This window comes from Candidatus Nomurabacteria bacterium (assembly GCA_020632075.1).
Classification (GTDB): Bacteria; Patescibacteriota; Minisyncoccia; order Phycocordibacterales; family UBA918; genus OLB19.
In genome coordinates this window covers 852,341-865,129 of sequence record JACKGH010000001.1, presented here as the reverse complement: position 1 = coordinate 865,129, position 12,789 = coordinate 852,341, and the positions used below count along the sequence as shown (strand labels likewise).

Sequence of the window (12,789 nt, the reverse complement as noted above, 5' to 3'; positions counted from 1 at the left end):
ACGACATGGAACAGATCCCCCGAATTGGTGTCGGCGTACTAATCCTAAAAGATAGCAAGGTACTCCTCGGCAAACGGAAGAACGCACACGGTCCAGGCAGCTGGTGTCCGCCCGGTGGCCACTTGGAATTCATGGAAACGATTGAGGATTGTGCCAAGCGCGAGACCTTGGAAGAAACTGGCGTAACCATTACCAACATCCGTAAACCCGCGTACACTGAAGACTTCTTCACTGAAGAAAATAAACACTATCTCACTTTTCTTCTCACTGCCGGCTGGGAATCAGGCCAACCAGAGATCCTTGAGCCAGAAAAATGTGAAGCGTGGGAATGGTTTGACTGGAACAAGCTGCCGAGCCCCCTCTTCTTGCCGTTACAGAATCATATCGAACGAGGATACGATCCGTTTGCAACATAAAAACGCCCGAGGGCGTATATGATCGAGGCGCCGCTTGGAAAGACGGCGCCTTTTCGGTTACTTCAACTGTGCTGATTGATGAGCGCAGCAGCGCGATAGCTGGTCCAGAACATCATCCCGAGACCCCAGGCCATCAAAGTTGCCTGGTACACATCGACTGGCGTTACCAGCACAAGTCTTTTCTCACTTTCGCTCCAGATGTACATGTCTACCTCCCCATAAGAACTACGTTGTAGACGTAAATATTATACAACTATATTTTTATTTGTCTATACTTTCTAATCTTATTCTACCTCTGTCTGTAAGAAACTGAACTTACTCCATTCAAGACTATCAACGAAGTCTGATTCTGTAAGCATGAAAGCTTCCTTAGTGTCTTCACTGCTACCAATGAAGTACACAAAGCGCAGCTCCTGTTCTTCGGTATTTCGCTCAGCCACGTACTTAGTCGCAATATCTAACGGTGAAACGATCGGTCGACCATTTACCAACGATGTCTCCATATGCAGCCCATTCTTTTCTGGCAAACGCTCGTAGTATGCGTCATAGACTAGCTCTGAACAGACGAGTGCGTCTCGGGTGTTGAAATCAAAGTTAAAATCGTACGGCTTGCCAGCGTTTGCAAACGCCTTCATAAGCGCCAGCATTTTGTCTTGTTTGGCAAGCTCAGGGCGCAACACTACTACAAAGTCGGCATCGGCAGACTTCACGATCGTCTGCGCGACCACACCAGGCTCGATCGCTTCGATCACGCTTGGCGACTCACCCGCCGCAGCAACCTCTGTGAATGCAGCATACGCAACTGGCGTTTCAGCTGCCATGTAGGCAGACATACTTTCATATCCCTCGTACGGAAACTCTGAAGCAAAGTACTCATCCATCTCTTCAAGCGTGCCGGTGTAGAGCGCTGAGTGCGTCCAGAAGCCAGGGATACCGACATTACTCACGTGCCAATTACGCCGTTGCAACATAATATCGCCCGGCAACATCTGCTCACTCATTGCGATCGCCTGCTCTGGCGTGATCAATCCTTCTTTTCCGCGGGTAGAAAGGATCGCCCGACCCATTGCGGTCGCCACTCCCTTCTGCACCGGGAACCACGCTTCAAACATACGTCGTTCAGCGTTGTCAGTCAGCACCTCAGGCGCATGCAGGACTGATGAAAAGGCATTGCTACGGAGATAGTCAAAACTTCCCGCCGCCTTATCTCGAAGAAGCATGTATGCCAAGTCAGCATTGCTGCGATCGGTGACAAACAGCTGCTGATACAAATACCCTCCAACCAGACGCACTCGGGTCTTTGGTTCAAAGTAACGAACCACCATTTCGTTGTAGATATTTGCTCGATCGAAGGCTGGTACGTACTGATTGAGTGCGGTCTTTTTGAAGTCACTCCCCGATACCGAGATCATAATGCGCTGGATCAATTCGTACTTCTTTGCGTAGAGACTGTTGGCGATCAAGAAGGATTCAACTCGTGTTCCCCATTCTGCATACGGAATACCGGCAAAGTACCGATGAGTTTCGGTAAGTGATTCGGAGTATGCGACCGCGTCTAGAAAAGTGGCAAAGGCCAGGTCAATGTCTTCGGTTTGATTGCTGTCTGCATCATTGCGAGCGAGTACTTCCAACAGCTCATTACCACTTGTCTCAAGGTAGTCCATGGCGGTTACGGAACGATAGAGATCGTCTTCCACCAGCGCCACGATCTGCTCATTTGTCATACCATCAAATGGCTGCTTATCGACCGGACGAAGCCAGAAGAAAATCGCAATAGCAATGAAAATAAGTACCGCAAACACAAAACGTCGGCGCTCCTTCTTTACAAAATTCTTAGTGAGCTTGTAGGCGTGATACTTGCGCCAGGTATCACGGCTGAGATATACACGGCGAATAAATGGCACAAAAGAGATGATGTATAAGCCGATGCCAAGAAAAAGATGAAATGGATAGAACAGCTGCAGGCCAACGATCCCAAGACTGGCGAAGGTCAGCGCCGCCGACAACAATGACATGCGGATAAGCTGTCGGCGGCGCTTCTGAAACTCCTGATACACCGTCGCACTTGCTTCGACCGTGCCGGCTACATACTTGTGCTTTTGTAACTTTTTCCACCACATAACTCTACTGGTCTTTGTTTACACCAGTAATCTGCAAGCGCATATCCGCACTGTAGGTCGGAGAACTTTCATCCAACTCGTCATTATTGAGCAAGCTGTGTCGCTTCACATCCACAAATGAGGCTGATGTATCGATCAGCTCCATTTCGTACAATATCTCATCAAAGTACCCAGGTAACACCGTCTTCCACGTGATCGGAAAATCAACCTCTGAGATCCGTTCCACTGGTCGAGTGAGTTCATTGGTACAGTTATGTGTGAGCGTGTTGTACATACGCGGCTGCACATACACATCGTCTATGTCTGCCGCCAGTTCATTGAACAGATCACGCGCCTGCTCTGGGGTCGCCTTGGTCGGATACAAATACACCCGCTCACCACGGTGGCCTGTACGCACACCAGCAATGTCTGCTTCCGAGCCAACCACGTAGATGATCTCAAACTGTCGCAAAATACCCAGAAGCGGCGAGAATGACTCATCAAACTCCCGGCGTGTCTCAAGCGAGACCACCACCGGCTCGCTATCAGCAAATCCAAAACTCAAGAAAATGTGCGCCAACCCTTCAAAATCATCAAAGTGCGAGATGAACACATCAACGCCAGTGATCTGATCTAGGTCAAACGTACGCGTTTCGTACCGCACCGCAGCCGCCATGACATCAGTCCATTCAAAATTGCGGTAGTTTTCAATGGTCACGAGCGAGCTAGTCGCACTGTAGATGATATGCGGCAGCTGCTCATGCCCGAGCTCCCAATCACGATCATGCGATGGTCGAAAGACGATCACCAAAATCACATACACTACCAACCACGCGGCCAAGACATAGAAAAGCCACTTCCCCATTCGCTTCCATATCATCTGTTCATTGTACTCAATATGTAGAGTAGAATTCTCGCTTCTGCACAGACAAGTCCATTGAGTATTGGTTTATTTCACGTACTATGAGCAAGATCAAAGCTACCCTTCTCTCAGTCCAAGGACAGTTTAAAAATGTATTCAGCGGTATACTTACGTTCCTGCTTGGTCTTACGATCGAACAAACGTCATATCAATACGCTTTTTTCGCAATTAGTGCTCTGTTCTTACTCAGCACCATTCCGTTTTACATCTATATTCTCCGCTCGAAATAAGAAAAAGCCCGATCTCGTAAGAGACGGGCTTTATTTGGAGGAAGGGAGGCTCAACACGTAGGGGTGAAAATTTCACACGGATACGCCGTGCACTCGACCGCGCTCTTGAAGATGTTCCACATCTTCTGATCGCAGGAGGCGTCGGACGTAAACTACGCGGGCGGTACCCAAAAATGGGTCGCTGAGCTGAGCACTCTACCTTCCAAACCGATGGGGTGCAGCTATTGACGAATTCGACAGCGCAAGCGCAGGGTCGATTCCGGAGCAAGTTAGTTCTCTAACTCGTCTTCTAAGCGCACTCCCAGAAACTGGAATGAACTAACTGTGCAATATTATACACACTTCAAAATATTTGTCAAGTTTTTTTGAGGCAAAATTATTGCCGGCAAACGTTGGGTGCGCTTGCCGGCTAGTAGATCATCTGCCCGTATCAGTTATCGCTGGGCACATTCGGGTCCTCGTCGGTGATATCACCATAGTCAACCGCGAACTGGGACGCCTGGACACAGGTGATGTGATCTTTCGGCACCCCCTGTTGCTGCTGGAACTGATGGCGGCGACTCTCGAAATCCCTTTGGTGTACCGTGGCCCCCATTTGGGCACTGTTTTCTTCCGAAGACATTTTCTTCTCCCCATTACTACATTTCAAAAATGAACACTGCCGGTCAAGTGGCTGGCATTACCGTGACTATAGCGCAAACCAGCTTTGTTTTTCAACCTGTTTCTGCACTTTTTTGCCACTCATGAGACATTAAACTACTAAAAATATTTTTGTCAATACTTTCCCCAATTCTTTCACGTTTTGGTCTGCACTGAAAACGCTAAGTGCTATACTGAAATCACCATGCACTTTCTCACCGATGTACTCGTAACCATCCTGGCTGGCTACATGACCATTACGAACGCTCTCGCTGTTGCGGTCGAGTCATGGTTTGTCACCCCAGAAGAGACCGTGATCGTATCAACTCCAGCCGAAGTGCCCACTGGGCTTGCCTCTCTTCCAAGCCGGATCGGACAGCTGATCCCTGATATCTTGCTCCAAAGCGCTGACTATCAGCAAGCTGCCCTTGGTGCGGCAGCCAGCCTTTCTGGTGCCACGACCCGCGAGCCACTTGAAGCAATCGTAAATATATTTTGTACCTTCACGACCGACACATACATTCGCACTACTACGGGAACAGGTTTTTTCATTGATCCAGACGGTGTCATTATGACCAATGCTCATGTTGCTCAATTCTTGTTGATGGAACAAACAGAAGAAACAGGTACCACTGATTGTGTGATCCGCAACGGCAATCCAGCCGCCCCACGCTACACCGCAGAACTACTCTATCTACCACCAGCCTGGGTGCAAGAAAATGCCTCTGTCGTGAATGACAACGTGCCGATGGGAACTGGCGAGCGAGATTACGCGCTACTCTACGTGAACGACACTATTGATAATAGCCCGCTGCCAGCACGCTTCCCTGCACTCGATTTCGACAGCAACCTGCTTTCTCTCGCCATGCGTGAGCAACCCGTGCTGGCAGCGGGCTACCCTGCCCACGACCTGATCGAACGTGGTGCGAGTGTCGATCTTATTCCGAAGCGCGCCACCACCACTATTTCTGAACTCTATACGTTTGGCTCTAACTACGCTGATGTGATCGCTATCCGTGGTAGCGAGGTCGGCGCAGAAGGCGCATCTGGCGGCCCAGTGCTCAATGCAGACGGCGCGGTGATCGGTATCATCGTAACTCGTGGCAACGATAAAGCTGATGGGGCTGGCAGCTTACGAGCTATCACGCTCTCACATATTGAACGCACCATTCAGCAAGAAACCGGCTTTAGTCTAGCGCAGAACCTCGGCGGCAACCTCAGCTACCGCGCAGAGATCTTTGCTGAAACCTTGTCGCCATTTCTACTGACTTTGTTGCAGCAGGCAGCAAGGTAACAAAAAAGCGCCCGAACTACACTCGACTCATTACGCTCCTTGCGCGCCCCAGCCAAACCCTCCCGTGCATAGTCGCTAATTCCCTGAGTGTAGTTCGGGCGCTTCACACAATTCCTCTACCCAACCGCCTTGGTGTAGATCGTCTGTGTTGGATACGCAAAGTCGATACCAAGTTCCGCAAAACGCTCCATCAAGTCAAAATTAAACGCCTGCTGAATATCCATGAATTCAGTGTAGTCAGACGATTCTACGTAATACACCAGCTCAAAGATCAGCGCTGAGTCGCCGAAGCTCGCAAAATGTACCCGATCCAGTCGCGCCTTCGGCTGTGCCTCGAAGATACGCTGCACAATCCCCGGTACTTCCTTCACGCGTTCCTGCGGTGTTTCATAGGTGATCCCAAACTGCGTTGAAATGCGTCGCTCTTGCATCTTCTTGAAATTCTGTACCCGAGCAGTCGTCAGCTCCGCATTTGAAACCACTAACTCTTCACCTTGTAAGGTGCGAATACGAGTACTTTTAATACCGATCTTTTCTACCGTTCCCTTGTCAGTACCGATCACAATAAAGTCGCCGATCCGGAATGGCTTATCGAAATAGAGCGAGAACGATGCAAACAGGTCACTCAGTACGCCCTGGAGCGCAAACGCCACCGCGATGCCACCGATCCCAAGTCCAGCGAGAAGGGATGTCACTTCGATTCCGAGGTTTGAGAGCACAAACAAGATGCCAAGTGCCCAAAGCACGATGCGAGCAATGAGCGTTACCATATGCGAAGCTGTGGCTGCGTTTGGATCTACCACTCCATCACCATCTTCATCTTTTTCAAGAAACGTGGAAACAAAGTACTCAAGAAACACCATGGCAGCTTCGATTGCCTGCCAAACAAGCGCAAAAATGAACACGCCCATGAAGACCTTGTCGAGCATTTCTGGCAACGTGAAGTACTGCAAAGCGGCGTAGAGCGCTACTAGCGTGTACACCCATGCCCGAATACCCTCTACTGCGCGCACGATCGTGTCGTCAAACGAACCCGTTGTCTTTTGCGCTAAATGCTTCGCTCGCACCAACACCACCTGCCTGATCACCCAAAACAGTACCGTTAGTGTTACAAAAGTCAGCCCTGACGCTACAAATAAACGAATATCAGTCTCCCCAAAGTACGGGAGGTCATACATCATTTCTGGCAAAAAGGATGTAATGGCGGTAGCCGAAAGTTGATCAAACATGCCTAAAATCTTTACATTAGTATGTTCCTACCCTACCAAACTCTGACATTTGAGCAAATATTGCACTATTCACAGCCCTTCACTTTTCAAGCCACCAGAAGAGCCGTATGATGTTCGTTCCCTCGGCAGCAAAATACTGACATGTCTTGTCGGGGTGGAAACGTTCTTTTATGGATTAATGCATTATTCCCAAATTCTGTTGGGGAGAGCCGCTCGGGTGGGACCGAAGCGGCTTTTCTCTTTGCATAAAAAAGGACGCGAGCAAAGCTCGCGTCCACTGGTCAGATGCCCCAGCACCATCCCCTATTCAACTCTCGAGAGATTGATTCACGTGCGTCGAGACACAACTGGCGGCAAAACCGCGCCCACTTCTCGATCTCAGGCACCGATGGTGTACTTCCAAACGACCGAAACTCGATCGTACCGTAGATAGTGATTCGCATCTCCGACCACCAATCACGTGGGTTTTGAGCAAACCCACGCTCAAGCGCAAGTTTGTACAGTCCACGTTCTCCTGCAACCAACGGCGGATCGAACTGTGGCGCCACGACTTCATAGAGACGCAACCGAGCGCCATTTGAGTGATCTCCGAGCTCACGAAGCTGCCTCACTCGATCACGAATATGATTGTAAATCATGATCGCGGTAGCCAGATTAGGCATACCGACATGCACATGCGTCCCCGCGACACGGCAGGCCGCACTGAGCACTTCAGTCGGCAGCGTGTCCACGATCTTCAGATACCGCGAGTTCGGATACACCGTCAGTGGCATGGTTTCTTCTGCCACCTCAGTGAAATCCCCGTATAGGCCGATCTCTGCCAGCTGCTGTTGAAGCGTTGCTTCAAGCAGTTCCAGCTGCTCACCGAGATCACTGATCGCCAGTGGATCCGTCTTATACTCGTACTGACAAGCCGACAGTTCGGGACTAAAGTGCCTTGCATATGGACTTGCCTCCATGAGCGCATGCACAGCCGCTGCCTGATCCTGGATGATCCCAGACCCGACCTGACGCAAGAAGCACTCGCGCTCTACGCCAACCATAAATGCCCGCTCTGGCTTGAAGGTGAACTTGGCCAGAAACTCTTTGTATGACACCATTTGTATTCTCCTTGAGAATGGATGTAGAAAGAACAAACCCCGCTGTGCATTTACACAGCGGGGTTTACTAAACGATACATATGACATCACCAAGCAAAACTCGCTGTGCAAACAGCTTTGTTTTGCCACCACCAGATGTTACGTGCGGATGTCATGGTTATGCGTTATGAAGCCACTGGCTCCGTTACTGGTCCTTCTACTTGCAGAGCCACAAACTTACCGAAGTTCTGCAAGATCTTATTTGAATTTGGATCATCCTTGAATACCTCTTCCGCCAACACCCCTTCCGGCAAGTAGCCCGGTGAATTCTTGATCCGTTCTGCCATGTCCTCAAACGTAAGTTCTGGATGAAACTGCGTGGTGTAGATATTATTCTTATACTTCAGGGCTGAAACCTTACACTCATCGCCACCATTCATTAAGAGCACCGCTCCTTCCGGCACACGATCCAGCGCATCCTTGTGGCCGTAGTGTGCCTGGAATGAATCTGGCAAGTCCGAGAACAAGAAATAGTCGTGCTTATTGATCATCAATTTGATCTCATGCGAGCAGCTTTTCTTCTGTGTCTCATCGTACTTCACTTGCGCACCAGCAAATGCACCAAGCAACTGATGCCCGTAGCAAATACCTAAAGTCGGCAGATCATGTTCAAAAAGAAAGGCAAACAGCGGTCGCAAACGTTCAAGAAAATCATATGAAGTGGTCCGAGCCGGGTCATCAGCAGCGCGATTGCCATCAAAATCGAATTCTCCAGAACCGCCTAAAATAAGGCCTTGATATGGGATCATCAGTGTCGCTGGATCATTCCAGTTGATTGACTCATCAAGTGCACTTATAAAGTCGATCTCAGCATACACTCCAGCTTCACGCTGAATAGACGCTTGCTCTTGGGCAACCGATGCGGGATTAACCCGAAACTGGATCGTTAGTATCTTTGCTCTCATAAGTATTGATTATAAATGTATTGTTCAGATCTCAGCCGAGAAACACGTGCAAAACTAGTTTCCAGACTAAGGACTGAAGACAGGCGAACCTGTCTTGGTAAAAACTCTAGGGGAGAAGTGGTGAATACGGGCGGGCCACTTGTGGCCCGCCCATCATTAGGCAAACGACACCCGTGCAATCGGAGCAGTCGCAGTCTGTTTTGCGTCAGCGAGCAGCTTAATGACTCCTTCCTGCGTTGGAGCTAAGGCGGCCCCTTGGTATTCACCAAGCGGAATCGGGCCAGGGTTGAAGACGATTATCCCCTTCCCTTGCGTCTTGGAATACCAGAGGCTTGGATGAAGGGCGTCAACGATAGTGTTCCCTTGGACACCCTTGACCGTTGCGACACCAAAGCGTGCTACACCGTGCTTCCGAGCCAAGATCCAGCCGTAGACCGGAGCAGTCACGCGAGCATTGCACTCGATGACCCAAACCCGACCAGTCCTGCGATCGACCATCAAGTCAAAGCCGAAGAAGCCTTTCATCCCGCGATCAAGTGCGTCTCGTGCCATCACGTCGGTGATCGCGCGAGCGGCGTGCTCGTAGGTGTAGTCTTCGATGTTACCGACATGCTTCGAGTCTTCGATCTGCTGCAGGGTGGTAAACAAGCAGTAGAGCTTGCCTGCTCCATCAATGTAATAGTTCACACTGATCTCTACTTGCCCAACATCGCGTTGGATGACAAAGTCGACATCTTGCCAAGCCAGATCCTTGAGTAGCTTCTTCAGCTGCGACAAAGCCCTAAACTTTGGCTGTTGGTCGCCGGAAGCACCGTAGGCCAGCTTGAGCCGACCAGGACGTTTTCCTAGGTATTCCCAGACAGCAGACGCGTCTAGCGCAGCCTCTTTGCGAGACTGACCGTAGACCGCTACCGATGGTGGTGTAAATCCCTGTCCTTGCCATAAGTCAGCCAAGCGGCCCTTATGCTCGTACAGCGATACTACTTCCAACCACCGAGGATCATCCCGAATGACTCGCATCTTCGGAGTGAACTGGAACGGACAAAGATCGAGTCCTGGATGTTGTGCAAACACCGCCCCGACCTCGTCGCTCCAGACAATATGATCTGCTCCAGCAACTGGCGTACCAGTTGCCGCAAAGTGTGCAATGAGATCATGGTAGATCGCACGCACCAGCGGACTAAGACGATTGTAGTCAACCGGCCGCGACAGCACGTGCGTGCGAAGCGGATAGTACTGCAGCCCGGTCACATTGCTGAGACCAGGATACATATCGAACACTGTTTCTAGACCACGAGCCGGACCAGCATCGAAAACCACATAGGCCTCATCAGCCGTACCGATGTATTCCATGAGTTTCTCCCATGAGTTGTGAATGAACAAATGCAGGCTTCCAGCGTGGCCCTGCAGCGAATGATGTTCCGGTCCGTATGGGCCGGTGAGAACATTGAAGGACTTCAATATTCTCACCGGCCAACACCCCTAAACAAAAGCGGCCCGCTCTTCGAGCGGGCCGCTAGTCTGGAGAATGATTTTATAACACAGTCCAACTAACCCCGCCGAGTGCGAGCATAAAGAAGAAAAACCATGACTGATTTTCAACTCGGAGGACTGCTGTCTGTGTTGTCATAAAAGTAAATATACGCGATTACACTTCAGTGTCAACTGTCGTCTCTTCGCTGCTGATCGCGGTACCAGTCGCTGTTTCTTCAACCACCACAGGCTCTGTACCAGTTGCGATCTCTTCTTCAATAATCACTTTTTCAGTAGAACTTGCTACCTCATCAGTGGTAGTAGCCTTGTCTTCTTCAAGCGGAGGCAGTTCGATTGAGCCAAGTTCACGCTCAAGAAGAGCAATAGTATCAGCTCCAAGAGCCAATGCTTCAGTAGCATAGCGCTTGAATGAACTATATTCCTCGGTTGAAGAAGCCATCTGCTCAGATAGCTCACCGAGTGTCGAAGATGCCACCGCAACTTTCTCAAGGACTGCTTCAGTAGTGACCAGCTCTGCCAGAGTATCAATCTCTACCTGTAAAGCAGCAACCTCAACTGTCCAAGCCTCGATCTGAGCTACTTCTTCCTCCTCAGTCAACACCACCGGTACCAATGTTTCGATATCGACTGTTTCTACTACTTCGATCTCAGTCATGTACACGATCAACTTCTGAGTACGCTGCAATGCATCTACTAAGTGTTCACGAGCGACAGTCTCGTCATTTTCACGTTCGATTGTAGCTGCTTTGATAGTACGTTCAAGGTCTTCAATCCGGCGCACAACATCAGTAAGTTGCTCCTCAGGCGCTACTTCACGCAGTGAGGAAAGGAGTTCATACACGCGAGTAGTATTGATCTCCACGCGAGCCATCAGCTTATCGTAAGCCGGTAGCGATGAAGATGCGGCCGGCGCGGTGCGTGATTCATCGAGCGCAGCTGCGATCAAGTTCACCGGCTTTGCAATAGCCTCATCTGCGCCGGCCGCGTCTTCCTCTCCCTTATACGCAGTCGACTGTGCTTCAAGTGTTGTATCAAGCGCAATGGTAGCCAAAGTAGCCTCGTCAGCATCCTCGGTTGAAAGCTCTGCGATCTCACGCTTGGCATTTTCAGAGTGAGTGCGCACTGCTTCAGCCACTTCAGCTTCTACTTCTTCGGTCAAACGACCTTCACTCGCCAAGAGACGTGCTTCTGCAATACGACGATTGAGCCGCTCGGTTTCCCACTCGACTTTCTGGTAGCCATCAAACGTCAGCGTGCTGCGTAGTTCTTCAGTCTGCACTTTAATTGCGTACAATGTGTCACCAGGCACTGCTTTCTCAGCCATCATCGGCACCACAACCAGCAAAACAACTGCAGCAAAAGCTGAAGATTTAAAAATAGCACTAAACGGTATTGAAAATGTTGCAAACGCTTCGGTCTTGAGACTTTCCGGCATTATTTGCTTTTGCTTTGAAGCCTTCATTGCTGCTGGCAATGGATGATACTCCATATAGGAAACCAACCGCTCTCGCAGCTCATCACGCTCAGCAGCCTGCAGCTTTACAGACTTTTGTGCTTCTTTATGTAGTTGTTCGCTGAATCGTTTCATTTGGTTTGGTTTCGTTTTGCCGCAGCTTTGCGACGTTCTTCGGCGTATTCATCGCCCGCTTCGATCATTTGTCGGAGCAACTTCAGTCCTCGATGGAGTCGAACCGAGATCACGTTTTCCGTTTCTTCGATCAACTCACTGATCTCCTTTGGCCCTAGCTGATCGACGAAGCGATATATGATCACTTCTTTATACTGATCAGGTAGTTCTTCAAGGAGTTCAAAGGCCTTGCGCCCGTCGATGGTAGCCGCGAGTACCTCTACCGAACTTTCTGTCAGTTCGTCAAACGTGCCCTCATCTACTCCTTCCTTCTCAAGCATCGCATCAAGAGAAGCTTCTTTCTTCCGGCGGTACTCATCAACGATCTTGTTGTTGAGCACTTTGTATAAAAACGGCCGAAATGATTCGATCTCATAACCGTCGCGAATGTACGACCAGACCTTGGTGTACGTATCGTGAACGAGATCGATCGCTTTCTCACGATTACTCACTCGCATATACGCATGGCGAAAGAGTGCGTCATGATACTCATCGAAAGCTTTCAAAAAACGTGCTTCCTGGTCTTTTACGTTGTCAGTCGGTTTCTTCCCTGCCATGTATGGACCATTATATACGTAGACGGAGCAAACAGCACTTTCTTTCAGGGATATATGTCGCACAGCAACACCGACACCAATTTCTCACACGCTCCGATGTTCACAGAGCAACTTAGGCACTGATCCCCCGCGGACGCTCGAAATCGGTGCCGGTGTTTAAGCACTGAAATAGTTAGTTATGCGGGGATTTTCCTCCGGAAAATCCCCGCTGTTGCCCCACCCTACGCAAAGTACAGCC

The 12,789-nt window shown here is 49.9% G+C and carries 12 protein-coding genes; 3 read left to right on the top strand and 9 right to left on the bottom strand.

The genetic code is table 11. The features are described 5' to 3' along the window. The first annotated feature begins 5 nt into the window (after window positions 1–5). A complete protein-coding gene (locus H6786_04210; protein MCB9816570.1) occupies window positions 6–416 on the top strand; it encodes an NUDIX domain-containing protein in 411 nt (136 codons plus the stop codon). Window positions 417–478: 62 nt separating this feature from the next. On the opposite strand, the gene H6786_04205 is transcribed toward H6786_04210, so the two are convergent. The 3 genes from H6786_04205 to H6786_04195 all read right to left on the bottom strand — a co-directional run bounded on the left by H6786_04205 (window position 479) and on the right by H6786_04195 (window position 3,395). Further along, window positions 479–622: a hypothetical protein gene (locus H6786_04205; GenBank protein MCB9816569.1), complete on the bottom strand. Its 144-nt coding sequence runs from the start codon at window positions 620–622 to the stop codon at window positions 479–481. A gap of 78 nt (window positions 623–700) precedes the next feature. Then, complete coding sequence (locus H6786_04200) at window positions 701–2,536, bottom strand: hypothetical protein (protein MCB9816568.1); 1,836 nt, start codon at window positions 2,534–2,536, stop codon at window positions 701–703. Window positions 2,537–2,540: 4 nt separating this feature from the next. Next, window positions 2,541–3,395, bottom strand: coding sequence for a DUF4105 domain-containing protein (locus H6786_04195; protein MCB9816567.1), 855 nt, complete (start codon window positions 3,393–3,395; stop codon window positions 2,541–2,543). A gap of 83 nt (window positions 3,396–3,478) precedes the next feature. On the opposite strand from H6786_04195, the gene H6786_04190 reads away from it, so the two are divergent. Together H6786_04190 and H6786_04185 are read left to right on the top strand one after the other, a co-directional pair. Further along, window positions 3,479–3,667 carry a hypothetical protein gene (locus H6786_04190; protein ID MCB9816566.1) on the top strand — a complete coding sequence of 63 codons (189 nt, stop codon included), beginning with the start codon at window positions 3,479–3,481 and terminating at the stop codon, window positions 3,665–3,667. An 844-nt stretch (window positions 3,668–4,511) separates the two neighbouring features. Beyond that, window positions 4,512–5,600 carry a trypsin-like peptidase domain-containing protein gene (locus tag H6786_04185; GenBank protein MCB9816565.1) on the top strand — a complete coding sequence of 363 codons (1,089 nt, stop codon included), beginning with the start codon at window positions 4,512–4,514 and terminating at the stop codon, window positions 5,598–5,600. A gap of 116 nt (window positions 5,601–5,716) precedes the next feature. Here the strand turns inward: H6786_04185 and H6786_04180 are convergent, their stop codons facing one another. The 6 genes from H6786_04180 to H6786_04155 form a co-directional block, all read right to left on the bottom strand. Beyond that, window positions 5,717–6,829 carry a mechanosensitive ion channel family protein gene (locus tag H6786_04180; GenBank protein ID MCB9816564.1) on the bottom strand — a complete coding sequence of 371 codons (1,113 nt, stop codon included), beginning with the start codon at window positions 6,827–6,829 and terminating at the stop codon, window positions 5,717–5,719. A gap of 281 nt (window positions 6,830–7,110) precedes the next feature. Further along, a complete protein-coding gene (locus tag H6786_04175; GenBank protein MCB9816563.1) occupies window positions 7,111–7,929 on the bottom strand; it encodes a hypothetical protein in 819 nt (272 codons plus the stop codon). Window positions 7,930–8,093: 164 nt separating this feature from the next. Continuing rightward, the gene (locus H6786_04170) at window positions 8,094–8,873 is read right to left on the bottom strand and encodes a gamma-glutamyl-gamma-aminobutyrate hydrolase family protein (GenBank protein ID MCB9816562.1); all 780 of its coding nucleotides are present in this window, start codon (window positions 8,871–8,873) and stop codon (window positions 8,094–8,096) included. Window positions 8,874–9,029: 156 nt separating this feature from the next. Continuing rightward, a complete protein-coding gene (locus H6786_04165) occupies window positions 9,030–10,226 on the bottom strand; it encodes an ATP-grasp domain-containing protein (protein MCB9816561.1) in 1,197 nt (398 codons plus the stop codon). Between the two features lie 295 nt (window positions 10,227–10,521). Further along, entirely contained in the window at window positions 10,522–11,955 is a 1,434-nt protein-coding gene (locus H6786_04160; protein ID MCB9816560.1) for a hypothetical protein, read from the bottom strand. Continuing rightward, window positions 11,952–12,551 carry an RNA polymerase sigma factor gene (locus tag H6786_04155; protein MCB9816559.1) on the bottom strand — a complete coding sequence of 200 codons (600 nt, stop codon included), beginning with the start codon at window positions 12,549–12,551 and terminating at the stop codon, window positions 11,952–11,954. The genes H6786_04160 and H6786_04155 overlap by 4 nt, the downstream gene beginning before the upstream one ends. Window positions 12,552–12,789: the final 238 nt, after the last annotated feature.